The following is a 25,236-nucleotide window of genomic DNA, read 5'->3' on the forward strand; positions in this document are numbered from 1 at the left end:
ACGTGCAGGCAGTGTGGCTGTGCGCCTGCTAGATGATTTTGAAGGCGTGCTGCAAGCCGATGGCTATTCTGGCTATAGCGCGGTCTGCACAGCCAACTCGATTACGCGCATTGGCTGCTGGGACCACACACGACGTAAATTTGTTGAGGCCGATAAAAGCGCTGATTCTAAAGCTAAAGCCAAGAAAGGCACAGTGAGTAAAACTGATGTGGCGCTCAGTTATATCCGCAAACTTTATCGCGTAGAAAGCAACATCGCGGACAAAACGGATGAGGAGCGCTTAAAAGCGCGTCAAGAAATCAGCGTGCCAATACTCAACGAGTTTAAACAATGGCTTGATAAAAACGCTGGCAAAGTGATGAAAGGTGGCGCGCTGAAAAAAGCCATCGATTACACCTTAAACCAATGGTCATACCTCATTGGCTACTGCGAGCGCGGCGACCTGATGATCAGCAATATCATGGCCGAAAACGCCATCCGCCCCTTTGCCATTGGCCGTAAAAACTGGTTGTTCGCTGACACACGCAAAGGCGCAGAAGCCAGCGCCGCTTGTTACTCACTGATAGAAACCGCCAAAGCTAACAACCTCGATCCACAAGCCTACATCAAGCACATTCTTGATCACATAGCTGTCGCTGACACATTAGAAAAACTAGAAGCCCTGCTGCCCTGGAATGTAGAACTGGGTTAAGCTAAGTGCCTAGTTTACAAGGGTGCTGATTTAAGGGCGCTTACGCTGTAACTGAGTAAACTTGCGCAGGCAGTGAGGTTTTAACTGCCAGACAAGAAAGACAAGACTTTGCTAGAGTCACCGAAAAGACCAGTAAGCACGTGTATGACTATGTGATTGCTGATTCAAATACTGAAAAGGAGTTTGCTCAGGCATTGGTGTCTGCCGTGAGGTTGTGGTGTATGCCAAACTAGTAACAGTTAGCTATGAAAGGTGGATAACTACGAGCTGATGGATTTGGTGGGATAGATATAATTTATAAAGTTTAAATCTAGTGGCTTAAAGTTGAGTATGTAGGGGGTATTTTGCCACTTTGCATAATGTAAACTACGTCGCCTTAATTGGGGCGGCGTAGTTTAAGTTATGGATTTATTTAACGTTGAGCTTGCGACTGTTTTCCACAACTTTGCGCTTAGGTAGAACCAAGTGCAGCAAGCCTTCTTCGTAGCTAGCTTGTGCGTTCTCTAGATCGATTTCCGTTGGCAACTCAAAGCGGCGTGAAACACTACCGTAGTAGCGTTCGCTACGCAGGTTGCGACTGTCTTCACTAGTGCTATTCTTCTGCTGAATTTCTGCTTTGATACTGACTACAGCACCATCAATATCGACATGGATATCTTCTTTTTTTACACCAGGTAACTCGGCTTGAACGTTGTAAACGTCACCAGCTTCTTCGATATCCAACTTGATGCTTTGTGGGAGCGGCTCTCCATGTAGAGGTTTGATGTAAAAACCGCCTAGATCACCCATTAATTCGTCGAACAGTCGATTGCGTGTAGGAAACATGCTCATGAAAATTCTCCTTTGTGGTTCAAGTATGTCTATATATATAGTGTCTAATTAATATATTTCAAGAGCTGGCTATACCAAAAATAATTGATCTATAAAATGTGCGTCATACACTTTCATACAGCACCTATATGTGGTTTGTTCCACGCGCGATGATTTTAATGTTGCTGCAAGTTCCTGTTGCGTTGCAGTGTTGCTATGCTGTGCGGAATAATTACTCCCTTATGTTGTAAAACCTATGAGCATAAATACATTAGGCAAATTGGCTCGGGTGTGCTGCTTTTTTATTGCGAGTTGCCTTGTCGCCAGTACAGCGAGTGTGGCCCAAACCTTGTTGAATGTGCAGCAGTACACAGCGAATACGGTTCAGTCCGTGTCGTTTTCAGCAGCGCAGTCGATGTTGTTTAACTATTCTTGGCAGTTGGCTGCAGCACAAGCTGACTTGGAGAGTAAGACTGCTCGTCAAGAGGCTGTGGCTCATTTAGGTGCGCCCACCGTAATTTTGGCCGCTGATAGCATCCACTACAACCTCGATGCTGAAGTGAACTTAAATAAAACTGCCAGGACTGCCATTGAAAATATATCGGGTGGTAGTTTGCATTTACCCAGTGCAATTCAGTTACCTAATACTGAAATTAGACGTAAAGGTAATGCGCAAACTGTCAATGCCTTGGTGGCTTGGCCGATTTATACCGGTGGAAAAATCACAGCTACTAAAGACTTTATAGCGGCACAAACCGATGAGGCTGCAGCAGATATGCGCAGCACTAACAGTATGGTGTATACCGAGTTGGTGAGCCGTTACTTTGGTGCACAATTGGCGCAAAAAGCGGCGAGTTTACGTCAAGAAGCATTGCAGGCCATTATGAATCATGACCATACTGCACAACGGATGTTGGAGGAGGGTATGATTGCACGGGTGGAGCGTTTGCAAGCAAAGGTGGCTTTAGAAGAAGCAAAGCGAGACGCTGAACACGCCATAAATCAAGCCAAAACCGCTAATATTGCTTTGCAACGGTTGCTGCAAAGTGAGCAAGCATTAAGCCCTACAACGCCTTTGTTTGTCAGTCAACGCACCTTAGCACCTTTGCAAGAGTTTATTGATATAGCTTTGGCGAATCACCCTGGACTAGCAAAGGTTGCTGCTAAAAAAGAACAAGCTGAGGCTTTGCATAAAGCCGATGAATCCTTGTGGAAGCCTGGAGTGACGGCCTTTGCTCAACAGCAGTTGGATAGCAATCAAAAAAATCGTATGGCAGGTGTCAGTGTGCATTGGACTTTGTGGAGTCCGTTGGACCGACGCAGTGCTAATCGTTCTGCGTTGGCGAAAATCCAACAGGCTGAGTACTCCGATCAACAAGCTAGAGAAGATATCAGTGTGTTGGTTGAGATGAACTGGCGTGCGGTGCAAGATGCTCGACAAGCGTATTTTGCTTTGGACGCAAATATTGAGCTAGCCAATGAGTTTTTACGCCTGCGTCAAGCTGGTTTGCGAGAGGGAACCAGTACAGTGTCTGATTTGATCGATGCGCAGGTGAGTTTACAGAAGGTGCATACTGAACAAGCACAGGCGGCGAACATCTATATTCAGGCGTTGATCCAGCTGTTAACCAGTGCAGGAGTACCGGATCAGTTTGAAACATATTTAAATGCTGCACATACGCAGGTTAAGTCTTGATTAAAGGACAGTAATATGCAACGTAAAAGCACTTTCCTGATTGCTGTTATATGGGTTGTCCTTGCTGTACTGGTTGGTTGGGGGTTGTATCAGGCCAGTCGCCCTGTGCCTGTGGTGTTGCAAGGGCAAATGGATGCGCAAACCGTTGATATTGCAGCAAAAATTGCTGGGCGGGTGAAGGCAATCTATGTCAAAGAGGGAGACCAAATTGTTGTGGGTACACCCATTATGCAGTTAGAAGATCCTGAAATTGATGCTAAGAGAAAGCAAGCCCAGGGTGCGCAAGACGCTGCTGACGCCATGCTGCAAAAGGCTGAGCAAGGAGCGCGTCCGCAAGAAATTGAAATGGCTAAGCATAAATGGCAACAAGCGCAAGCTGCAGCAGTGCTGGGGCAAAAAACTTTCCAACGAGTGGATAAACTGGCTCAGGAAGGCTTGCTCTCGCAACAGTCAAGGGATGAGGCGTATGCCAATTATGCTGCTACGCGTGATCAAGCAGCAGCAGCTCAAGCGCAGTATGAACTAGCCCGAGCAGGCGCACGATCGGAAGATAAAGCAGCGGCCCTAGCGCAAGCTAAGCAAGTTGAAGGGGTCATGGATGAGGTGGGTATTGCTGAAGCTGAATCACACCTACAAAGTCCTGTAGCCGGCGAGGTGACTCAGGTGTTGAGTAAAGTCGGCGGTATCACTCCGCAAGGGGTACCTATTATTACAGTGGTGGATTTAAGCGATCAGTGGGTGGTGCTGAATGTGCGTGAGGACTATATTGCACAATTTTCTTTAGGTGCAACCTTTGAGGGGACCTTGCCCGCACTGGCTAGCACAGAACTGGCGCAGCCGATTACCTTTACTGTGTATGCCAGCTCAGTTTTACCGGACTTTGCAACATGGCGTGCGACCCGTAACAGTTCAGGTTTTGATCTGAAAACTTTTGAAGTTAAAGCCCGTCCGCTTGTGCCAATTAAGGGTATGCGTCCTGGTATGAGCGTTTTGGTTCATCTGTAGAGATACGTTGATGTGCTCCAAACAACCTTTTTTGTATAGCTGTCAGCGTGAGTGGCATTGGCTGCTGAGTAGCCGTTGGGATCGTAGCATGATCTTTTGGCTGCCATTGGCGTCAGTGTTTTTCATTTGGTGGTTGTTCGCTGCCCAGCTGCCATTTCAATTGCCAGTTGGTGTCTGGGATGAAGATCATAGCAGTTTGAGTCGACAAATCAGCCGTTATTTAGATGCTACGCCAGGGTTGAAAGTGGCGAGGCAATATGCCGATGCACATGAGGCAGAGGCTGCACTGCAAGCCGGTGAAGTGTACGCGGTGATTTATCTACCCCGTAATTTGAATAGTGACGTTAAAAGTGGGCGTGGGGGCCATATGGTGCTCAACGTTAACGCACAGTTTGGTACGCATTCTGGCTTGATTCAAAGGGATGTTACCACTGTGGTAGGTACAGTCTCTGCCGGTATTCAAATGCAAATGCGTGTGACCCGAGGTCAGCCCGTGCAGCAGGCACAAGCGAGTTTCTCACCATTGCAAGCTCAAAACACGGCTTTATTTAATGTGGCTGGAGATTACCAGATTTTTTTAGGCAGTGTGGTGATTCCAGCATTGCTACATATTTTTGCCATGACAGCTGGTGTGTACAGTGTTGGACGTGAATTGCGCGATAAAACATTGGGGCAGTGGCTCAATTCGACATTGAGTTGGCGTGTCAGAGCTTTAGCTTTGATGGGGAAGTTAATGCCATCTATATTGTCATTATCTTTAGTGTCTGCCGTCAGTGTGTGGCTGATTGCACAGCAGGGCAGTAACAATTTGGCAGCTTTATGCAGTGTGTTATTCAGCCTATGTTTGTTGGTTGTGCTGTCTATTGTGCTGGGCGCATTGATGGCTTTGCTGACTTTGTCGCTACGAATGGCGTTGTCCGGTGCGGGCTTTATTACGTCGCCGGCTTTTGCGTATAGTGGAATTGGCTTTCCTTTGCTAGCTATGTCAAGTGGTGCTTATACTTGGGCGATGCTGTTGCCTTATACGCATCATGCGCGCTTACAGGTGCAGTTGTTGCAAATGCACGCGTCAGTTCATTTCGCTTGGCCGACGTTGCTGGGTTTTAGTGGAGCGATCTTGCTGCTTTTTCTGCTCACTATTCCATTGTTGCAGCGTGCGTTGCAATCTCCTGAGAAATGGGGTGCACGTTGATGCCGAACATGTCGTTTTGGGCGACTTTTCAAGCGACCTTGCATGCGGTTTTAAAAGATCAAGGTGTTGTGCTGTTGGTAGTGATTGCACCGATTATTTATGGTTTTTTCTACCCTTGGCCTTATGCTAAAGAGCAAGTGCTACAAGTGCCGGCAGCCATTGTTGATTACGATCAGAGTGATTTATCACGGCAAGTGTTTCGTTTTGCTGCAGCAAACCCAAAAATCTCAGTGCGTGCTTTACCGAGTGAACGTGCTGCTAAAGAAGCGCTGTGGCGTGGGCAAATTGAAGGTTATATGGTTTTGCCCGCTGGCTTAAAGCGTGATGTATTGCATCATAAGGCAGGTCATGTAGCTGTTGCAGGTAATGGCAGTTATCTTTTGTTAAACAAGTCTGTGTTGTATGGCTTTGCCGAAGCAGTGGGAACTGTGTCTGCCGGTATTGCGATTAAGCAGTTTAGCGCACAAGGTATGTCGGCAGAGCAAGCTTTGATTGCTGCGCAGCCTCTAAAGCTTCATACCAAGGCGTACTACAATATCAGTGAGGGTTATGCCAGTTATGTGGTGCCAGCAGTGGCACTTTTGATTTTGCAGCAGACCTTATTGATCGGTGTTGCGCTCTTTGTTGGAACCCTTGTTGAACAGCAGCAGTCGCAGGTCCGGCCGAGCGCGTGGTGTGGGCGCATTCTGGCTTTTTGTTGCTTAGCATGGCTGGTTATGGGGTTTTATTTTGGCTGGCTGTTTACTTGGCAGGATTTTGCCAAAGGTGGTAATACTTTAGGCACTTTACTTCTGATTGTGCTTTATGCGCCCACCTTGGTGGTGTGGGGGGCTTTATTGGGGTTGTGGTTTAAAGTGCGTGAGCGGGCTTTGCAAGTAATGTTGTTCAGCTCGTTGCCGATGTATTTTCTTTCTGGTTTTTCTTGGCCTAGCGAGGGGTTGCCGAGTCAATTGCAAGCAGTGCGCTGGCTGATTCCTAGCACGGCTGCGATTCAGGCTTCCGTACGTTTGGATCAAATGGGAGCCAGTGTTAGTGTAGTAGCCCCCTACTTATTGAACATTGCTTTATTAGGTGGTGTTGGATTCGTCTTGCTCTTATTGGTAGGGCGGCACAGCGCCGATTAGTTGATTTTTAAGGTTTACGCTCATATAGCTGGTGTAACCTTAATACCTATTGTGTAGGTGTTAAGTGGTTGACTGGCAAGTAAAATGAACGTGACTTGGTTATAATGCCCCGCTTATTAAAGTAAGCCGTTATTTATAGTTGAAGATCTATTGCTGACCATTGTTAATGGATAGCTTTAGCCACCATATACAGGGGGAGCAATGTCAGGCTCGGTGCTGAGTAAATTAACAGGGAAATTATTGCGCTCAGGGCGTGCAGGGGAGTACAGCGCTCTTGGTGAAGTTGGGCAGCCTGTCTTTAGAGTTGCCGGTCAGTTGCGAGAAGCGTTACGACGTAAGTTGGGTGTGATTGATGAGAAGACAGGCCTTACTTATGCGGATCACTTTGCAGTTCCTAAAACGGATCAAATGGGCGATGTGATTGATTGGTATAGTAACTGTCCTGGTGATGTTGTGCCATGGTCCTCAGCCACAGAAAATGAGCGTGAATCAGCAAGGCGTCAATTACGCACCTTAGAACAGAAAATCTCTGAGTATTGTGATGATTTTAATGCGCAGCGCTTAGAGCGCAATCAGTCAGGTAAGTCAGTATCAGGTGCTGTCGATCCGCAAGTATTTACTCAGTTGCTCTCTAAAGTGTTGCACACGCCAGATGCTCATCATGTTTATTTAGTTAATGGTTTTGCTGTTCTTACTTTTTGGGGGTTTGTTTACCCTAAAACTAACGTGCCTAATGACCCTTTGCTGCACCTTTTTGATGCACCTCAAATCAACCCCCCTGTGACAGCATTAAATCAGGCCATAACTGAGCCTATAGCACCAGCGGTTGCACCAGCCGCGCCCGTTGAAGCGCCAGTTCAAGTGGCGAAAAAGCCTTGGTGGCGTCGATGGCTATGGTGGTTATTATTGCTTTTGTTGCTACTGCTTTTATTGTTAGGTTTGCGGCAGTGCAGTCCAACAATGGCAGATAAGTTGGGTGTACCTGATTTTTCTTTGAGTGCGCCAAGTATGAAATTACCCGCTATGCCTGAAATGCCTAAATTTCCAAGTGCTAATTTAAGTGGGTTAAAAGTACCCGGCTTTAGCGGGACGCAGGCAGGTGCCCCTAACGCGAAAGCCGGAGCAGAGTTAGGAGGCGATCTACCGCAGTTGCCGAGTAAAGAGCAAGATTCTTCTATGCTTAGTGCACCTGAGCTGAACGATAGCTCTCAGGCAGATTTAACCGCAGACTCTACCGATCAAACACCTCGCTCTGGCCCGATGGATGTAGAGGATCATGCCGGTGTGCCTCAGCCTCCTGCATTACACGAGCCAGGTACAGGATCTCCAACGGGAGCTGTTGTACCAAATGGTCAGCCGTTGCAAATACCGCCTGAATTACAGGATGGTCAAGCGGACTTTTTAAATGGTAAGTGGAAAGCGGGCGCTGGAATTCAAGATAAAAATACAGGTAAGCCGTTACGCCTTGAATATGAATTCAACAAAGGTCAAGGTCAAGTCACGGTCAAAGCAGCAGACGGTATGCGCTGTATCGGTGATGTCAATGCACGCATGGTGGATGGCAATATGCAGATTCAGAGCTTAAGCCCAGCACGTTGTGCCGATGGTTCAAGTTTTGATATGCCGGAAATTAACTGTGCGCCTGGTGCGGCTTCAGCAGCGGACTGTGTTGGAAATTATTCCGATACGCGCTTCCCAATGTCGATGCGTAACACTCAATAATTAGGGACTGATCAATAATGTTGCCTGAACTTACAAACTTTGAAGACACTATTACACTGGTTAGCAATACGGGTATTCAATTCATTGATTTAGGCCTTAATTTGCAAGTGAATAGAGAACCAAGTGGGGAGTTTGTTAAAGCTACTAATCAAACTGTAACTCGACTTGCATATAACGCTGAAGATGACTTTTATTATTACGATAAAACAGCAGAGCTGATTTCAAATAATATTGTACGGGTTCAGCCCAGTTATGATTTACCACTTGAAGACAGTTTGAAACTGTTTAATGGGCAGTGGGTACCGTTGCCATTTTTACGTTTTACAGCCCCCTATACATATGCTCAAGGGCCATCGAACTGGGCGCGTATGCGCATTGTTAAACTGGATGAGCCTGATAGTGATGGTAATAATTACCGCATTACCATTGCCTTTGATACCACATTAATGCCTGACAATGAGTACGCAAACTATTTGGCGCCTAGCGCTACGGATATGAACAGTGGTTTGCTCTTTAAACTCAGTATGGGAGTTGAGCAGACTAACTGGTTTTTTACTCAAGACTGGGTCAATGATTGGCTTGAAGCGATTTTTAAAGAAGGATCAACACATCTGGATGCACAAGAGCTTGAAGAGGCTTTAGGCTTGTATGAGCCGCAGGCACACATGCTCAACTTGCTCAGTTTGATTGCCCCTACTACGGTGCACAAAAGCCCAACACAACCTCGCTTACAAGTGCCTATTGTGCGTTTGATCAGCAGTACAATTACCGGTTCTAAGGCGGTAGTACCTGTTGATTTGGTGTTAGATGTGGGGAACTCACGCACCTGTGGTATTTTGATCGAGAATCTTGGTGCAGGCCATTCACGCTTAAACAGTAATTACGTTTTGCAGTTGCGTGACTTATCAGCACCAGAACGGGTGTATAACGATGCATTTGAAAGCCGCATTGAGTTTGCTCAAGCAGTTTTTGGTAAAGAGAATTATGCTGTTAAAAGTGGTCGTAATGATGCTTTTTTATGGCCAACCATTGCCCGTGTTGGTGCTGAAGCCGGTCGTTTAGCCAGTCGCCGTCGAGGTACAGAAGGATCAACGGGTTTATCCAGTCCTAAACGTTATTTATGGGATGAGAATCGCCATCAGTATCCTTGGCGCTTTAATTCATCTTATATTCAAAATGATTCTGAAGCTCAAGCTACTGCAGCACCGTTTTCTAATTTGATTGATGAGGACGGCCAACCTTTATATAAATTACCTGAAGATGACCGCTTTCCCGTTTTTGTGCCGCATTATTCACGCAGTTCATTGATGACTTTTATGTTAGCCGAAGTGTTAACTCAAGCTTTATGTCAAATGAACAGTCCTGCACAACGTGCGCGACAAGGACAAACGGAAATTCCTCGACAGCTCAATAGCATCACTCTGACTGTACCACCCGGTATGGCCCAGGCTGAGCGCGCAATTTTAAGTGATCGCTTAGAAGAAGCTATTGTTTTAGTGTGGAAAAGTTTGGGCTGGCATACTGGGGAAGAAAACCCCTACACCGCAGGGCTGGATACTGGTGTTTTTAACCCTGAGCCAAGTGTGCCAATGCCAAAAACCAATGTGGAATGGGATGAGGCATCTTGCGGTCAGTTGGTGTACTTATTTACTGAGATTAACGAGCATTTTGCGGGGCACCCTGAACAGTTTTTTAAAGCCATCATGCGCCCTGATAAGCAGCGCCATAGTGATGCAGAAAAAATCACTTTAGCGACCATTGATATTGGTGGTGGTACGACAGATTTGGTGGTGGCTGAATACCGGCTTGAGCGTGGACAGAGCACCGGTAGTAATGCATCTATTGTGCCAAAGCAATTGTTCCGAGATAGTTTTAAAGTCGCTGGTGACGATATTGTTTTAGATGTGATCCAAACCTTTGTGATGCCTAGTTTCAAGAGGGCACTCAGTGTTGCTGGTGCTTCTAAGCTTGAGATTGATGCGTTTACTTCGGTGGTGTGCGGAAACAATCAAGTGAGCATGCAAAATCAAATTTATCGCCAGCAACTGACCTTGCAAGTATTTGTGCCCATCGCGCTCAATATCTTAAAAATGTATGAAGAGTTCAGCTTAGAAGAGCCAGTCACTCAGCAAATCTTTAAGTTTGCTGAGTTAATGCCGGCACCGGCAAGTCAATCAGTACAGGGCTTTGTTGAAACGGAGCTGCGCCGTCATTTGGGTGACACAAATTTAGTTTTTGATTTGCATGATATTGAGATCACCTTCGATCTGCGTAAGCTGCACGATATGTTTTTATCGGGACAGATATCTGTAACTGAATCGCTGTCTCGATTGTGTGAAGTGATTAATGAGTATCCGTGCGACATGCTGTTGCTGACGGGTCGGCCTTCTCGTTTACCCGGTTTTCAGGCTTTAGTGCGTAAGCTTCTTCCGCTCCACCCAGGGCGTATTTTGCCGATGCATAACTATCACACCGGTGGATGGTATCCATTCCATAAAAATGGGTTAATTGAAGACCCGAAGACCACTGCTGCGGTGGGCGCCATGTTATGCATGTTGACGGCAGAATACAGCATCATGAATTTCTTCTTCCTATCTCGCAATCTTAAGCCGTATTCAACCATCCGCTATTTTGGGGTGATTGATAAAAGGAATCAGATCAGTGGCGGCGATGTGTTGTATGACAATATTCAGACGGTCGATGGCAAGATTCAACTGCCGACTGTTGATGGTACAGAAGAAGGGGATCCTATTGAGTTGGAGTTTAGAGGGGATTTACGCCTTGGGTTTCGTCAACTTCCAATTCAGCGCTGGGCTGCATCGCCTTTGTATACCTTGCGTTTTACCGAAGAGGGCCGTGCGCAATATGCAAAAGCATCGTTACAAAGCACTGAGATTCCCGTGGTGAAAATCAGTTTTAAAGTCATTGATGATAACAGTAGTAGTAAGGGGCCTTACGCGGTACCTAGCGATCGTTTAGCGATCCATAAAGTGAGTTGCACTGGCAGTAACACCAACTTTAATGCGCGTCGACATTTTGAATTACAGCTCAACACCATGTTGGATACAGATATAGGTGAAACGAACTACTGGCTTGATAGTGGGAATGTGAAATGAACTCCAATACATTAACAGCCAAGCAAAATGCGCTTGTGGCAAAGTGGGATGCGATTTACAAAGGTTCAGCTCATGCGTTGAACTGGATTAACGATGTGCGAGTTAGTGCACCTCGTGTGGATGCTGAAGCAGATAGTTTAAGCATTAAGTTATATCAAGCCCGTAACCTTGCCCGCAGTTTGAGGCATGTGGCTAGCACACCGATGACGGTAGGTTTTTTTGGTTTGTCGCAAGCGGGTAAGTCGTATTTGATTTCAGCTTTGGCCGCCGATGAGCAAGGGCAGTTAGAAACTCAGGCAGGCAGTGGTGTGCGGTTGAATTTTATTGAGCATTTCAACCCCGTTGGCAGTGGTAAAGAAGCGACAGGGTTGGTGACCCGTTTCACTTGTCAAAGCCAACCTGCTGTCGACGATCATTACCCTTTGCAGTTGCGTCTGTTTAGAGAAATTGAAATTGCCATGATTCTGGCGAACTCTTGGTTTAAAGAGTTCGACCAAGAGCGTGTTGACTACCAAATTAATGATGATGTCATTGAGCAAGCCTTAGCGCCTTATGAACAGCTGGATACCAGTGTGCCTGTGCCAGGTGTCAGTGCCGAAGATATTGTTGCGTTTTTAGATTACATGCGTGGGTTATCTAAGAATACGGCGAGCAAGTTGGAGGCTAAATATTGGCCACGTTTAATTAAAATTGCTCCTTATTTAAATATTACTCAACGTGCTGAAGTGTTTTCTGTTGTATGGGGGCAGCAAGCATTGCTGAAGCAGGCTTATATTCAGCTTAGCACAGCATTGCATCAACTTGGTTTAGCGCAAACCGTGTATGCAGCCACAGATGTTTTAGTGCAGGAGGTTAATGGGGTACTTAAGCAAACCAATAGCATTATGAATGTGGATACCTTGAGTTTGCTTTTAACGCCGCGAGATATCCCGGTGTATGTACGTCCGATGCAGGAGGATGGGCAACTGGGACAGCCGACTCAGGTTTTAACTGCACAGTTGACTGCTTTAACTTCTGAAATGGTTTTCCCGTTGGCGCGTGCGCCGCAAGATGAAATTGTTAAAAAAGTTGATTTATTAGACTTCCCAGGCTACCGCACCCGTGAACAGTTGGTTCGAATTGAGGATGCTGTCGAAGCTGAATCAGACAGCAGCCCAGTAGCGCGCTTGATGTTACGAGGTAAGGTGGCCTACTTATTTGAACGTTACACGACATCACAAGAAATGAGCGCTTTAGTGATGTGCACTAGCTCAAGCAAACAAAGTGAAGTTGTGACCGTTGGGCCTGTCTTGACGGAGTGGATTTATAATACACAAGGCGCTACTCCTGAGGAGCGCGATAGCCGCTGTGGTTTGATCTGGGCGCTAACTATGATGGATATGTTCATTGATAATGGGCTTAATTTAAGTGCGGTGAACATTCCGGAACATTGCGGCAATATGATGAAACTCACCATGACAGAGCGTTTTGGTAATTTACCTTGGATGCAAGAGTGGGACACTCAAGGTGCATTTAAGAATACGTTTTTAGTGCGCAAGCCACGTCTTAAAACCAGTTTTATTGAGTTGGATGAAGACAGAAATGAGGCTGGGTTTGTAGCGCAAACTGAAGATGAGCTACACACTTTGCGTCAAGCATTTTTGGCAACAGATACCGTTAACCGGCATATTGCTGAGCCTGCTGCGGCTTGGGATGCAATGTTGAACTTAAATGATGGCGGGATTCGTCGCTTCAGTAGCAGTTTCACAGATATTGCCAATATTGACTTTAAACTTGAGCGCTTAGAAGAGCAGTGGCAGAAACTCCATCAATCTTTAACTGGCACGTTTATGCGCTGGTATAAAGCCGACGGAGATGCAGCACTCGAGCAGCAGCGTCTTAAAGCGCAAAGCATCTTGATGGGACTCGGCCCTAGTGCTGCTTCGATTGCTGAGCTGATGCATTACATGAAAGTACCTGACGAGATATTACGTAATCTTTATCTCAGTGGTATTTATGAAGTAGAAAGCGCGCCTGAAGAGCAAGAAGAAGATGCGTCTTTTACTGGCTTTATGGGGGCAGATGAAGGTTTTGATTTCAGCAATATGGCAGGAACAGCTTCAGTTACTGCGACTCAGACACCTGCAGCCAATAAAGAAAATAGTAATGAGTACCGTTTTGCTAAAGCCGCTACCAGTGCTTGGATCAATCATTTGCGCGGTTTTCCTGAGCGTACCCAACTGCTTAAGTCGCTGTTTATTAAGCCGGAAGCTGTTACGGATTTAGTGAATGAAATCATCATTGCTAGTTACCGTTTTAATTTACAAGACCAACTGACTGATGCTTTGTTAGCGCACAGTGAAGTGGGTAGTCGTAGAGAGCAAACGGTCGATAAACAAGTGCTGACTGTGCAGATGATTTTACAAGATTTTGTCGCATGGTTAGGTAATTTGCAGCTGCCATTGGCAGAACGTGCGTCTCGCTATCAAAATCAGCCGGGCACAGTGTTTGATTTTTATGCGCAAGAAAGTCCAGAAGATTTGCCAAAGCTGTTAGAAAACCCGAGCAGACAAGAACAGTTGAGTTGGCGCTATTTAAATGATTGGTTTTTCGCTGTTCATGAGGCTACTGAAGCTAATGCTGGTCAAGCAGAAGGCAGTGATATTACCCCCGAACAAAACAACGCCTTGGGCGCTGTGCTAGCAAAATTTGAGGCGTCAGTATAATGAGTATAAAAGTTGCTATAAAACCTCTTGAAACCAATATTCCTGGTCAGGCGCAAGTGCTCATCAAGGGCTGGGAAGGTACAGCGTCAGGTTTAGAGTTCAAGGTTCAGCGTAACCAAGATATGGGTTACTTAAATGGTAGTACGGGTAAATGGAGTAACAGCGAGTATTGGTTCAAGTTAAACGCTGTTGAGCAAGTGAACGAAGATCTATTGATTCATATTGGTTCTGACTTGCTAGATCCATTAATTGAAAATGTGAGTGCTGCTTACAATGTCACGTTGCGTGATGCTGAAGGTTTTGAAGATCATGGGCGGGTTAGAGTAGCAGGCGGGTTATTGGCCAGTACAGCACTGGGTGGCAGTAAAGCCCATGAGGCTTCTGGTGCGTTGGCAACTCCAGAGGTCCCAACAGCAATAGAGACCGCCGTTGAAACCGCTGAGTCAGAGCCGCCGCCAGCGCCTGAGCCTGAAATTGAAACAGCGACTGAGAGCGTTGCACAGGTTCAGCCAGAGACTGCAGAGCGCCCGGCGGCCGGAGAGCAACAAACAAAAGTTGTTGAGAAAAAAGGAAAGGCAAAGACAGCTATTTGGGTCTTGTTAGGGCTTTTATTGCTGCTGATTATTGCTGGATTGGCTTGGTGGTTTGTTCAGAAAAAAGGGTCACTGTTAGGTGGTGCCGCATCCCCTGTAAGTGCAAGCCATAATGAGCAAGATGCTGATATTATCCCGTGCTCTAGTGCAAGTATGGGGCAAATGGATGAGTTGCAATTTGTGCAAAGCTGTTTGCAAGAATCCAAATCAAGTCAAGATCTACTGACCATCATTCAACAAGCCAAATCCAATAATCATTGTGGCATTGCTCAGCGTTTGTATGCGAACCGTGCACAGTCAGGCGATAGTTTGATTGCCTTGGCGTATGCTAAAGAATATGACCCTAAGTTTTATGCTGCCAATGACTGTTTTAAAGCAGCCGATGTTGAGACCGCTGTGTATTGGTATGAGACTGTCTTATTAAGTGAACCAGAGCATGCTGAAGCTGCACAACGGATTGAGGAGTTAACCCAATGAAACTGACTTTGACGCGTCTTGCTGCTTCACTTATAAGCGTATTAGCGTTGAGTACAGCTGCAATGGCTGCAGACAAGCCTTTATTACAAGAAGGTAAGAAAACATTATATCAGCGTGTTCTAACCACACCAGGTTGCACATTAAGCAGCCAGGCTGGTCAGCGGACTGGTAAGGAACAACCAACTTTTAGTCGTTTCTATGTTTATGAGCGTGATCAGAGTACTGGCAGTGAGTGGCTTAAAGTCGGACCTGATAGTTACGGTACTACAGTTGGATGGTTGCCCAGTGATTGTGTCGTGGACTGGAAGATGCAATTGTCGTTAGCCTTTACTAACCCTGCTAACCGTGATCGTTTGTTGTTTTTTAAAGATCGCAGTACCTTGGAGGAGATCTTAGACTCTGAAGACCCGGCGTCTACTGTGGAACCGATACGTGCTTTGCTTGAAGTGAAGGGGAAGGCGGACAATATTTTGTCTCAAGAGCCTGAGTACTTTGTGGATCTGCAAAAAGAGTTTTATTTATTACCAATTTTAAGTGGCGAAGAGGTGATGACGGAAGAAGGTTTCCGTACACGTATTTTGAACATTGCTTCTGTCTCTAAAGAGGATGGCAGCAACCAAGCGAGCGCTGCGCCGGATGCGAGCAAGCAAATGAAAGAGTTCAGTGCCGCAGTGGTGTTTGTGATTGACTCAACAATATCTATGCAGCCGTATATTGAACGCACTCGCCAGGCGATTAAAGATATTTACCAACGGGTTGAAGATGAGCAGCTAGGTAAGCAGGTAAAGTTTGGTTTGGTCTCTTTTCGCAGCAGTTTAAAAGACCGGCCGGGCTTGGAATATTTAACTAAGATGTATGCAGACCCCAGCTTAGTGAAAGATGGCGCAGATTTTTTAAACAAAATTAAAGACCTTAAGCAAGCTACTGTCTCTACAGCCTATTGGTACGAAGATCCTTTAGCTGGTGTAATGAAAGCCATTGATGATGTGAACTGGAACGAGTTCGGTGCGCGCTACATCGTTCTTATCACTGATGCCAGTGGGATGGAAGGCGATGATGTTTTAAGTTCAACTGGCTTAAATGTGGAGCAGGTACGCATTGAGGCGACTAAACCAGGGGTGGCGATTTATACTTTGCATCTGAAAACACCTGCAGGGATAAAGGATCACGCCCGAGCGGAAGCACAGTATCGAGCACTATCCACTTATACGCCTACCAATACCTCGCTGTATTATCCAGTTGATGCAGGTGATGTGAATCAGTTTGGGGCTAAAGTGGATGCATTAGCTAACGCAATTACCAGCCAAGTGAAAGAAGCTTACTTAGGCGGTGATGTGGTAGGTAGTGCAACTCATGCTCAGATGGATGAGCAGGATCAGTTATTGAAAGATGCGCGCTTGATTGGTCATGCAATGCAGTTGCAGTATTTAGGTAGTACTACTGGGGCTAAAGCGCCGCCTGTTTTTCAGGCTTGGATCAGTGACCGTGATTTGGTTCAGCAGAATATTCCCACGACAGATGTGCGGGTTTTACTGACTAAAGCGCAGCTCAGTGACTTAAGCGACATCATGAAAGAGATTTTAGATGCTGCAAACGAGGGGTTAATTTCCCCTGCAGAAATGTTCAGTCGTTTACGTTCGGTGGCTGCCACCATGGGAGCAGACCCTAATCAGTTACAACAGCAAGGCAACACTAAGTTGGCCGAGTTGGGCGTGATGGGTGAATACCTTGAAGATTTACCTTATCAAAGTGAAGTGCTCAATCTTGACGAAGAGACTTGGAAAAGCTGGGATGGTCTAGCTCAGGAAAAGTTTATTCGTAATGTCAGCACTAAATTGCGTCATTACCAACGTTACAATGCTGATGTTGACCGGTGGGTTAAGCTCACTGCTGACGCGGACTCACGTGAAGACGTTTACCCTGTACCCTTAGAGATGATGCCTTAAATGCTGACTGTTACAGGGCTCACAGTGATTCGAGGGCGTGGGCGTCAGCAACATTGTGTGCGTCTACCACATTTAGAGTTGGCTGCTGGGCAAATACTGGCGGTTACAGGGCAAAGTGGCTGCGGTAAAAGTACTTTATTGGAGGCACTGGGTTTGCTGTTGAAGCCGGAGCAAGTTGAGGTGTTTCAGCTGGGGCAGCCTAGTATTGACTTGGCTGCATTGCAGCGCGCTGAAAAAGAAAGTCAATTGGCACAGATTCGTGCACAGCATCTTGGGTTCGTTTTACAAAGCGGTGGGCTCTTACCTTATTTAAATGTGCGCGATAATATTCAATTGCCGCGGCGTATTTTAGGTTTGGCAGCTGAAAGCGAACGGATCGAGCAAGCGATCGTGACCTTAAACCTTGAACATTTATTAAATAAACGCCCCAGTGCTTTATCCATTGGGGAGCGTCAGCGCGTGGCCTGTTTGCGCGCGATAGCTCATGAGCCGCAGCTGCTGTTGGCTGATGAACCAACAGCAGCGCTTGATCCCCATAGTGCTCGACGTTTATTTGAGGTTTTTTTAGACATGGTGAATGCGTTGCAGCTCAGTGCCTTGGTTGTGTCACATGACTGGGCTTTGGTTAAATCCTTTAACTTGCCTATTTTACAAGCACACAGTGAACCAGGGGAGTCGACTTTTGCGCTCGTCTAAGCTGAGTTTTGCCGTGCTCGCACGACTGGCTATGTATGATTTATGGCATGACCGCAAGGTGTCATTTTGCATTGCAGCCTCGCTAGTCGCAGTGATTGCCCCTTTGCTTTTATTGTTTGGTTTAAAGCACGGGGTGGTCAACCAGTTGCAAGAAGATTTGTTGAGCGACCCACGTAACCTTGAAGTGAAAATGTTGGCAAGTGGTGCTTACACGGCTGAGTGGATTGAGCAGTTACAACAGATGCCTGAAGTGGGTTTTGCCATTGGGCAAACGCGTTCATTAAATACCCAAGCTGACTTAGTGGTTGATAAGCGCCATTTTGTTGAGAATGCAGAAGTGATTCCCACTGCAGCTCATGATCCGTTATTGAATACGGCTATGAGTGATTTAAGCGAAGGGCAAGTGATCTTAAGCTATAGCGCAGCGCAGCGTTTAAAGGTTCAAGTAGGTGATTCATTGCGTATGCGAGTACTGCGCAAGTTGAATCAAATCAATGAGCGTGGTGAGTTGCAATTACAAGTGGTTGCAGTTTTAGATGCAGCGCGCTTTCCTCGTCCTGCAGCGTTTGTAAACTTACCTTTACTCATTGCATTAGAAGCATTTCGTGATGGCTTTAAGTTGCCTGAACTGGGCTTAGCAACAGGGGTGGAAAGGCATGAGCGGCCTATAAGTTTTTCCAAGGTGCGCTTGTATGCAAGCAGTGTTGATGATGTTGCGCCTTTGACCGATTGGTTAGCAGAGCGGCATATTGAAAGTGGGAGCCGTTTGGCTGAGATTGAGAGCGTGAAAGCGATTAATCAAGTGCTGACGCTCATCTTTTTAGTGATTGCCATTACTGCGTTAGTGGGGTGTATCGCTTCATTAATAGGTGCGTTTTTAGCGAATATTGATCGTAAACGTAAAGACTTAGCTGTTTTAAGGTTGCTAGGTTTTACTCATTTAGGGGTAGGGCTGTATGTAGTTATTCAAGCCTTACTGATTACCTTACTGGCTTACATTGCGGGCTTAGGATTGTATTTCGTTGCCAGTGAATTGTTTAATCAGTTGCTCGTCGGGCATCAAAGCACTAGCGAGTTCAGCTGCCAAATCACTCTGGTACATGCAGTGATTGCGCTTTTATTTTCGATGTTTGTGGCTGTACTGGTGTCATGCATCGGTGCATTACGCGCTATTGCTATTGAACCTGCGGAGAGTTTACGTGAACTATAAAAATCTGCTGAAGTTGACAGTATTAGGTGCTGCGGTAAGTTTTGCTTGTTACGTCCAGGCAGACATTACGTGGAGTGAAAAACATTACAACCCAGCGCCACTGGAAGATGATGTGATCTTGCCCATGCCTTGTGGCGGGGCAATGGCCTTTCGTAAAGTCATGATACCTGTAGCGGGACCGTTGGATGATTATGCGATTGAGCTTGGGCAGAAAAACGAAGAGTGGGGGTATGTGGAATATACTCGCCCAGAGTTTATTGCTGGAAGTTTTACTGAAAAAGGTAATAAGTCACGTTATTACTTGATGGCTAAGTATGAAACGACCGAGCTGCAATATAAAGCGATGCAAGGTGAAGCTTGTGTAAAGTCTTCCAATAAATTGCGTTTGCCGGTGGTTAATAACAGTTGGTTCAGCGCTGTTCAAGCAGCAGATAAATATAATTTATGGTTACGTGAAAATGCTCCACAATCGCTGCCTACAGAGGATGGGGTACAGGGCTATTTGCGCCTGCCAACGGAGGTTGAGTGGGAGTTTGCTGCACGTGGTGGAATCAATGTTGTGACCTCTGAATTTCGAGATTTGCGTTATCCCATGGAGGAAGGTATCAACAGTTATGAGTGGTTTGCCGGTGCTCAGTCAGCTAACGGTAAGTTACAGCTCAGTGGTTTATTGAAGCCCAACCCTTTAGGTTTGCACGATATGCTCGGTAACGCTTCAGAAATGATGTTCGAGTCCTTTCGTTTAAACAAGATTAATCGCAGCCATGGTCAGGCAGGTGGGTACATCGTGCGTGGTGGTAACTACCTTACTCAGCAAGCCGATATAACCAATACTAGTCGTCGTGAGGAGCCTTATTACTCTGCAACTGGTGAACAAACACAAAAGACGCATGGTTTCCGCCTTGTGTTAACAGCGCCAGTGTTAACCTCTCGAGAACGGGTAGCCAGTATTAACGACAGTTGGAAAAGATTGGGTACAGGCAATGAAAATGATGGAAGCAAGAAAACTACAGCAGATCTGGCGAAGATTACTGCCAATGTAGAAGATAGTGCGTTAAAAGAGCAGTTAGAAAAAGTTGAAAGGCAATTGCGCTCCAGTAATCAGATGCAGAAAGAATCAGAAAATAAAGCCATTCAAGCAAGCCTACAGCTAGGAGCGTTTTTATGCACCAAAATGTTAGATGATGGCTTGTTTGTTGAGCATTTAGAAACCAGTTATGGCAATTACTGCTCCAATGAAATGTATAACGATCGCTGCCCAGGTCTTAAAGAGAAGTTGGATGCACAAAAAGATAGCTTAGGTAAGTTGCAAAATTATTATGCAAGCAGCTTGATTGAGGCTTCGCGTTATGGTTTGTCGGCGTTTACTGAGCAAGTGCCAGTGATGGAGAACATCATTGATACTAATCTTCATTTAAAATCATTGAAGCCATTTTTAACAACGCATTGGCAACATCAGCAGTTTTATTTAAAAACTCAACAAATAAAAAAGAGCGCGTGGCTCAATGATTGTAAAGCGTTAGCTGTGCAAAAATAAATAAGTTAGCCAGCAAATGAATGCGTTTTAACATAGCCTTTTTAAGCTAGAAATTAGGCTCAAATAACATCAACAGTTTATTTAAACCATGTCAAAGGATCGCTTCAATGCACCAAAGTAAATTATTCAATCGTACAACGCTTGCTAGCTTTGTTATGTCTTGCGCTATTTTAGTATCAGGCTGTGCAGCCACCGGCAGTCATATGTTGGGTAGCTCTGCAGACCCACGTTTGACGAATAATGATACGGCTCAGTTCTTTAGTAAGTCAGGCTATCAAGCCTGTGCAGCTGCTGCCGGTGTAGGTGTATTAGCATGCTTGGCGTCAAACTCAAGTAATAAAGCGGCATGCGCAATAGCCGCAGGTATTGCTGCTTGTGGCGTGGCTATGGGAGCAAATTACTATTTAGATGATCGTCGTTCAAAATACTCTGATACGAATCAGCGTTTACAAGTGATGACACAAGATATTCAGGAAGATACACAGCGTGTGGTGCAGCGCACCCAAGTGGCGCAACGTGTGATTGTTGATGACAAAGCAAAGCTTGCGCAGATTCAGAAAGATCTATCGAGTAAGCGTCTTGACATTGCGCAAGCGAATAAGGACTTGGCAACCATTGATAGCAATATTGCTTTATTGAATAAAGACCTGACAAACATGAAGGCTAAAGCAGACGAGTATGCGAAGGCAGCACAAAAAGAGCGTGCTGAAGGAGCAGGTAATAAAGTGAACCAGATGGATCGAGAAATTGAGCGTATGAATCAAAAAGTAGCGCTGCTTGAAAATGAAATTGAGGGTTTGTTTAGTCAACGTTCAGCAATCACACTAGGATAAAACAATGAAAAAAATCGTTTTAAGCTGTTTGGTGTTGAGTACAGCGGTGCTTAGTGGTTGTGCAACACAAGGTCACTGTGACGCCACTAAAACTGACCCTAGTATGTTAGAAAAGCTAAATTGTGATCTAGGTGGTGGCTATCAGCGTCAAGTTAGACAAAATGAACAGGCGGTTTTGGATGCACGGGCTGAAAATGCCATGTTCCATGCAATTTATGTGGAGATTGAAGAGCAACGTAAAGCTGTGCGTCAAGATTTGGCCGGGCAGCAGCAGCAACTGGCTAAGCTACAAGCTAATTTGAACCAGTTATTAGGACGCTTAAAAACTAAATATGCGCATAAGAGCGACACGCTGCAAAAAATCTCTGAGCTTGAAACGCAGGTTGCTGCTTTACAGCAATCAGGTGCTCATGACCCACGCAGTATTCAGGCCAAACAGCAAGAACTTGCTGAGCTACAACGAAAAATCAGTCACTTAGAACTCAGCTTAGGTTACTGACTGAGCGTATCTCATGCGGTAATACAGCAGTGTTGCCGCTTTGAGGGTTAAATGATCATGTTTATGCAGCGTATTGTTCGTAGCTCAGAAACCTATTCATCGCTTGATAGCCGTATACACAACTGCAACCAAATACTCAACGAGGTTTGTCCGCCGCACTTAGCTCAACTATTTGCAGTGTGTAGACAAGGCAGTGATGGTTTGGTGGAATGGTGGTCACCACTTGGAGGGCAGGCGATTCCTTTGGCCGCGTTGTCTTCAGATCAGCAAGCCCGACTGCTTAAGATTTTTGAACAACGTAAAGAGTCGTTAGCAGAGATTGCTGCAGAATTGGATGGCTCAGGGCAAGCTGAGGCTGCTCAACAGATTCGAGAGCGACTTACTGAAAGTGATTTAAGTCACTTGTATAGCATTGATAATCATCCTGTAGTGGTGAACTGGCACCGATCTGCTGTAAAGCAGGCAGTGGCAACAGCTGTGCCGGTAGATGCTGCGAAGAAAAGACGCTGGTGGCCTTGGTTGTTATTATTGCTCTTGCTTTTGTTGGCTGCGGTGTTGGCTTTGTTTTGGTATTGGCAAAAAGGTGGCTTAAATTCTCAGCCAGCGTCTACCCCACCCGCTGAAACGATAGAATCTATACCGGCGTCTATAGACAGTTATGCATGCCGGCCTCAAACAGGGCAGCCTATACCTGAGCTCGTTACAGTATTCGATACTTCAGGCTCTATGACGCTCAATATTCACGCTACGGCTGAGGATGAATATCTATGGTTGCGTCGAGATGTGCCTGGTGTGATGGATTTAGACCATCTGATGCGCATTATGAGTGAGCCGACTCGAGAGCAAGTGGCGAAGCGGGCTTATGCTGAAATGCTGGCGAGCCTACATCCAGACATTGCGACTCGTCTTATCACTTTCCAAGGTTGTGAGACCGTGGTAGATCATGGTTTATATGATGCATCGCAGCGTTCACTACTGATGCAAACCTTACAAGGTATTGCAGCAGACTACGGTACACCGCTGACAGCCAGTCTCAGGCATGCTGCAGCAAGTGTAGATGGCGTCAATGCAGATGCTGTGATTATCTTATTTATAGATGGTGAGGATGGCTGCGGTGAAGATGTGTGTGCGCTCAGTGAGCAGTTAGCTCAGAGCCAGCCACGTTTAAAAGTGAATGTGGTTGATGTCAGTGGCAATGGCTTATCACATTGTGTAGCCCAAGCAACAGGTGGCCGCATTTACAGTACACAAGATATAGCACAGATCAGTGAGGTTTTTGTTCAGGCTGTAGCAGAGTTAGCGGATGGAGAATGTCACTCTGCGGAATGATCGTGATTAGCTCGCACGTGTTAAATCGTATTAGGCTGCGCTAAACAAGCTAGTGACTACACAATTTAAAAGCTAAGTGTTAAGTTGCTTTGACACAAGTATGTATAACAGAAGCTTCCAGCCATATGGGAGAGTGAATCAATAAGGAGTATGAATGAGTATTTTATATCTGCATGGTTTTGCATCAGCGGTTAAAAGAATCAGCAAAAAATATGATGAGCTGGGAAAAATCGATAAGGTGGTAGCCTTTGCTCCTGATTACAGTGAAGGCTTTGCAAGCGTATTAAGTAGCACCTTTGCTTTTGTTCGAGAGCAAGGCAACATTAAAGGTGTTGTTGGAACATCTATGGGTGGGTATCTTGCATCGCATATTGCCGCGCAGTTAAAAGTGCCCTGTGTAGCGATTAACCCGTCAATTCAACCTAGCGAATCGTTAAAGAAATATGTGGGCAAGCACCATAACCACGATGGTAGTGTTTATGAGTTGACCGTTGCGCAAGTAAGCACCTATCCTGACTTTAATACAGCAGCTAATAGTTTGATTATCGTCAGTAATAATGATGCAGTGATTCCTCCGCAGCTGACACAAGCATTTGCTCAAGAAAAACACATTCCTATTATCAGTTGTGACTATGGTGATCATCGTTTTGAAGATATTTCATCATTAATGACGCCTATCACTGAGCACCTACAGCCGGCGCAGTAATTACAGACTGTGCCGGCTAAATTTTTATTGTTTATGCAATGTCAGTGCTTTTTGTTGCTCAACTGCGTGCTTGGGCCATGAGCTTTTAATATATGCCAGCACAGCATGGATCTCATGTGTGCTAAGTAGATCTTTGTAAGCTGGCATATCACTGACATAACCGACGGGCGCAGTAATGCCAGGTCTTAAGCCATGCTGAGTGATATCTATAAGTAACGCATCAGCGTGGTGCCAAGTGTGACCAGTGGCGTCATGTGGAGGTGCGGGTAAGCGCCCGTTAGGTTTACGGGTTCGCCAGTTGGGTTCACCTTCTAAATTCACACCATGGCATGTAGCGCAGTGTGCCGCGTATATGGGTTGCCCCTCAGCGACCAGCTGTTTATTGGTAGGGTCAATATAGGTCCAGTTGACGCTTTCCGTAGAGCTGTTCATGAAGGTCTGGGTTGCCAGTGCCACAGCTCCGATAATCGCAGCAGTGAAAATAATCGTTTTAACGCTTATTGTCATCGTTATGACTCGATAGGTTGTCAGTAAGGGGCATGCAAGCACCGTATGATGCGGTGCTTATTATTTGACGTGAATTTTACCTGTCATACCAGCTTCGGTGTGGCCTGGAATTAAGCAAGCAAAATCAACCGTAATAGCTTTATCAAAGTGCCAAATTAACTCGCCGCTTTGACCGGGCTCTAAGGAGAGCATGTTGGGCTCATCATGGTGCTCCATGTCAGGCATGGCCAACATCTCTTGAGCGTGGGCTTTGAGTTCCGCTAGGGAGCCCATCACCATTTCATGGGGTAGCTGGCCAGTATTTTTAATTGCAAAGCGAATGATTTCACCAGCTTGGATATCGATGTTACTGGGGGTGAAGCGCATGGTGTCGTCCATACTCATTTCAATGGTGCGGTCGACTTTGGCTGGATCACCGGGTTTGCCATAGGCATGCAGTTGCTCGTGATGATGTCCACTTGTTTGTGCCATATGTTCGCTATGCTGCATGTGTGTACCGTGCATACCAGTAGAACCGTGGTGCATGTTACCCATTGCATGCGCAGATTGCGGCATCATATGGTGGCCGGTTGTGTTGTCACCTGCCGCCAAAGCCAACAGTGGTAAGGTACTTAAAGTCAGTAATGTGAGTGACGTCCTTAGCATAATATTCTCCAACGGATTTAAAGGTGATGTAATGAATGTATGGCTGTACTTTACTTTAACGTGGCTTTCTACAGGATGACGGGATCATTACATTTTTGTAATGTTTGAGTCATCTTGATGACAGTCGGAGCAGGTTAGAGTCGGAGTGCTATATACCTTCTAGTTATGTTGTCCATCGTTTGGGCATAGCTCAACTC

20 protein-coding genes are annotated in these 25,236 nt (G+C 45.8%); 17 read left to right on the forward strand and 3 right to left on the reverse strand.

All coding sequences use genetic code 11. The features are described 5' to 3' along the window. The coding region (tnpC, locus tag TOI97_RS12030; RefSeq protein WP_321554378.1) for an IS66 family transposase at nt 1-691 on the forward strand (691 nt) is incomplete at its 5' end. A gap of 408 nt (nt 692-1,099) precedes the next feature. Here the strand turns inward: tnpC and TOI97_RS12035 are convergent. Continuing rightward, nucleotides 1,100-1,522: an Hsp20/alpha crystallin family protein gene (locus tag TOI97_RS12035; RefSeq protein ID WP_321554379.1), complete on the reverse strand. Its 423-nt coding sequence runs from the start codon at nt 1,520-1,522 to the stop codon at nt 1,100-1,102. A 370-nt stretch (nt 1,523-1,892) separates the two neighbouring features. On the opposite strand from TOI97_RS12035, the gene TOI97_RS12040 reads away from it, so the two are divergent. The 16 genes from TOI97_RS12040 to TOI97_RS12115 all read left to right on the forward strand — a co-directional run bounded on the left by TOI97_RS12040 (nt 1,893) and on the right by TOI97_RS12115 (nt 23,887). Then, nucleotides 1,893-3,197 carry a TolC family protein gene (locus tag TOI97_RS12040; protein ID WP_321554380.1) on the forward strand — a complete coding sequence of 435 codons (1,305 nt, stop codon included), beginning with the start codon at nt 1,893-1,895 and terminating at the stop codon, nt 3,195-3,197. 15 nt (nt 3,198-3,212) lie between these two features. Beyond that, entirely contained in the window at nt 3,213-4,202 is a 990-nt protein-coding gene (locus TOI97_RS12045) for an HlyD family secretion protein (RefSeq protein WP_321554381.1), read from the forward strand. A gap of 88 nt (nt 4,203-4,290) precedes the next feature. Further along, nucleotides 4,291-5,394 (forward strand): ABC transporter permease, encoded by a 1,104-nt coding sequence (locus TOI97_RS12050; protein ID WP_321554382.1) that lies wholly within the window; start codon nt 4,291-4,293, stop codon nt 5,392-5,394. A gap of 8 nt (nt 5,395-5,402) precedes the next feature. Beyond that, nucleotides 5,403-6,518, forward strand: coding sequence for an ABC transporter permease (locus TOI97_RS12055; protein ID WP_321554383.1), 1,116 nt, complete (start codon nt 5,403-5,405; stop codon nt 6,516-6,518). A gap of 201 nt (nt 6,519-6,719) precedes the next feature. After that, nucleotides 6,720-8,240: an SrfA family protein gene (locus TOI97_RS12060; protein ID WP_321554384.1), complete on the forward strand. Its 1,521-nt coding sequence runs from the start codon at nt 6,720-6,722 to the stop codon at nt 8,238-8,240. 17 nt (nt 8,241-8,257) lie between these two features. Next, nucleotides 8,258-11,356, forward strand: coding sequence for a virulence factor SrfB (locus tag TOI97_RS12065; protein WP_321554385.1), 3,099 nt, complete (start codon nt 8,258-8,260; stop codon nt 11,354-11,356). Then, nucleotides 11,353-14,061: a putative virulence factor gene (locus tag TOI97_RS12070; protein WP_321554386.1), complete on the forward strand. Its 2,709-nt coding sequence runs from the start codon at nt 11,353-11,355 to the stop codon at nt 14,059-14,061. Before TOI97_RS12065 ends, TOI97_RS12070 begins: the two co-directional genes overlap by 4 nt. Then, nucleotides 14,061-15,131: a hypothetical protein gene (locus TOI97_RS12075; protein WP_321554387.1), complete on the forward strand. Its 1,071-nt coding sequence runs from the start codon at nt 14,061-14,063 to the stop codon at nt 15,129-15,131. Before TOI97_RS12070 ends, TOI97_RS12075 begins: the two co-directional genes overlap by 1 nt. Before the next feature lie 62 nt (nt 15,132-15,193). Beyond that, the gene (locus tag TOI97_RS12080) at nt 15,194-17,077 is read left to right on the forward strand and encodes a vWA domain-containing protein (protein ID WP_407651353.1); all 1,884 of its coding nucleotides are present in this window, start codon (nt 15,194-15,196) and stop codon (nt 17,075-17,077) included. After that, nucleotides 17,078-17,773: an ABC transporter ATP-binding protein gene (locus TOI97_RS12085; RefSeq protein ID WP_321554389.1), complete on the forward strand. Its 696-nt coding sequence runs from the start codon at nt 17,078-17,080 to the stop codon at nt 17,771-17,773. A 31-nt stretch (nt 17,774-17,804) separates the two neighbouring features. Then, on the forward strand, nt 17,805-18,983 hold the full coding sequence (locus TOI97_RS12090; RefSeq protein WP_321554402.1) for an ABC transporter permease: 1,179 nt from the start codon (nt 17,805-17,807) through the stop codon (nt 18,981-18,983). Nucleotides 18,984-19,107: 124 nt separating this feature from the next. Beyond that, nucleotides 19,108-20,520 carry an SUMF1/EgtB/PvdO family nonheme iron enzyme gene (locus TOI97_RS12095; protein ID WP_321554403.1) on the forward strand — a complete coding sequence of 471 codons (1,413 nt, stop codon included), beginning with the start codon at nt 19,108-19,110 and terminating at the stop codon, nt 20,518-20,520. A gap of 107 nt (nt 20,521-20,627) precedes the next feature. Further along, nucleotides 20,628-21,353, forward strand: coding sequence for a hypothetical protein (locus tag TOI97_RS12100; protein WP_321554390.1), 726 nt, complete (start codon nt 20,628-20,630; stop codon nt 21,351-21,353). 4 nt (nt 21,354-21,357) lie between these two features. Continuing rightward, nucleotides 21,358-21,852, forward strand: coding sequence for a hypothetical protein (locus TOI97_RS12105; RefSeq protein ID WP_321554391.1), 495 nt, complete (start codon nt 21,358-21,360; stop codon nt 21,850-21,852). Nucleotides 21,853-21,915: 63 nt separating this feature from the next. After that, nucleotides 21,916-23,181, forward strand: coding sequence for a vWA domain-containing protein (locus TOI97_RS12110; RefSeq protein WP_321554392.1), 1,266 nt, complete (start codon nt 21,916-21,918; stop codon nt 23,179-23,181). A 154-nt stretch (nt 23,182-23,335) separates the two neighbouring features. Next, nucleotides 23,336-23,887 (forward strand): YqiA/YcfP family alpha/beta fold hydrolase, encoded by a 552-nt coding sequence (locus TOI97_RS12115; protein ID WP_321554393.1) that lies wholly within the window; start codon nt 23,336-23,338, stop codon nt 23,885-23,887. Nucleotides 23,888-23,911: 24 nt separating this feature from the next. Here TOI97_RS12115 and TOI97_RS12120 read toward each other — a convergent pair whose 3' ends face one another. Continuing rightward, nucleotides 23,912-24,394 carry a c-type cytochrome gene (locus TOI97_RS12120; RefSeq protein WP_321554394.1) on the reverse strand — a complete coding sequence of 161 codons (483 nt, stop codon included), beginning with the start codon at nt 24,392-24,394 and terminating at the stop codon, nt 23,912-23,914. Between the two features lie 60 nt (nt 24,395-24,454). After that, nucleotides 24,455-25,039: a cupredoxin domain-containing protein gene (locus TOI97_RS12125; protein ID WP_321554395.1), complete on the reverse strand. Its 585-nt coding sequence runs from the start codon at nt 25,037-25,039 to the stop codon at nt 24,455-24,457. Nucleotides 25,040-25,236: the final 197 nt, after the last annotated feature.

Origin of the sequence: Denitrificimonas halotolerans, assembly GCF_034259425.1 — a bacterium.
GTDB lineage: Bacteria > Pseudomonadota > Gammaproteobacteria > Pseudomonadales > Pseudomonadaceae > Denitrificimonas > Denitrificimonas halotolerans.

Bases quoted from the DNA above. Each gene is read 5' to 3' on its own strand.
- TOI97_RS12110 (WP_321554392.1), top strand. From the start codon at position 21,916: ATGCAGCGTATTGTTCGTAGCTCAGAAACCTATTCATCGCTTGATAGC.
- TOI97_RS12105 (WP_321554391.1), top strand. From the start codon at position 21,358: ATGAAAAAAATCGTTTTAAGCTGTTTGGTGTTGAGTACAGCGGTGCTT.
- TOI97_RS12050 (WP_321554382.1), top strand. From the start codon at position 4,291: ATGATCTTTTGGCTGCCATTGGCGTCAGTGTTTTTCATTTGGTGGTTG.
- TOI97_RS12115 (WP_321554393.1), top strand. From the start codon at position 23,336: ATGAGTATTTTATATCTGCATGGTTTTGCATCAGCGGTTAAAAGAATC.
- TOI97_RS12055 (WP_321554383.1), top strand. From the start codon at position 5,403: ATGTCGTTTTGGGCGACTTTTCAAGCGACCTTGCATGCGGTTTTAAAA.
- TOI97_RS12065 (WP_321554385.1), top strand. From the start codon at position 8,258: ATGTTGCCTGAACTTACAAACTTTGAAGACACTATTACACTGGTTAGC.
- TOI97_RS12080 (WP_407651353.1), top strand. From the start codon at position 15,194: ATGGCTGCAGACAAGCCTTTATTACAAGAAGGTAAGAAAACATTATAT.
- TOI97_RS12035 (WP_321554379.1), bottom strand. From the start codon at position 1,522: ATGAGCATGTTTCCTACACGCAATCGACTGTTCGACGAATTAATGGGT.
- TOI97_RS12120 (WP_321554394.1), bottom strand. From the start codon at position 24,394: ATGACAATAAGCGTTAAAACGATTATTTTCACTGCTGCGATTATCGGA.
- TOI97_RS12090 (WP_321554402.1), top strand. From the start codon at position 17,805: ATGTATGATTTATGGCATGACCGCAAGGTGTCATTTTGCATTGCAGCC.
- TOI97_RS12045 (WP_321554381.1), top strand. From the start codon at position 3,213: ATGCAACGTAAAAGCACTTTCCTGATTGCTGTTATATGGGTTGTCCTT.
- TOI97_RS12095 (WP_321554403.1), top strand. From the start codon at position 19,108: ATGCCTTGTGGCGGGGCAATGGCCTTTCGTAAAGTCATGATACCTGTA.
- TOI97_RS12100 (WP_321554390.1), top strand. From the start codon at position 20,628: ATGCACCAAAGTAAATTATTCAATCGTACAACGCTTGCTAGCTTTGTT.
- TOI97_RS12125 (WP_321554395.1), bottom strand. From the start codon at position 25,039: ATGCTAAGGACGTCACTCACATTACTGACTTTAAGTACCTTACCACTG.
- TOI97_RS12075 (WP_321554387.1), top strand. From the start codon at position 14,061: ATGAGTATAAAAGTTGCTATAAAACCTCTTGAAACCAATATTCCTGGT.
- TOI97_RS12085 (WP_321554389.1), top strand. From the start codon at position 17,078: ATGCTGACTGTTACAGGGCTCACAGTGATTCGAGGGCGTGGGCGTCAG.
- TOI97_RS12070 (WP_321554386.1), top strand. From the start codon at position 11,353: ATGAACTCCAATACATTAACAGCCAAGCAAAATGCGCTTGTGGCAAAG.
- TOI97_RS12060 (WP_321554384.1), top strand. From the start codon at position 6,720: ATGTCAGGCTCGGTGCTGAGTAAATTAACAGGGAAATTATTGCGCTCA.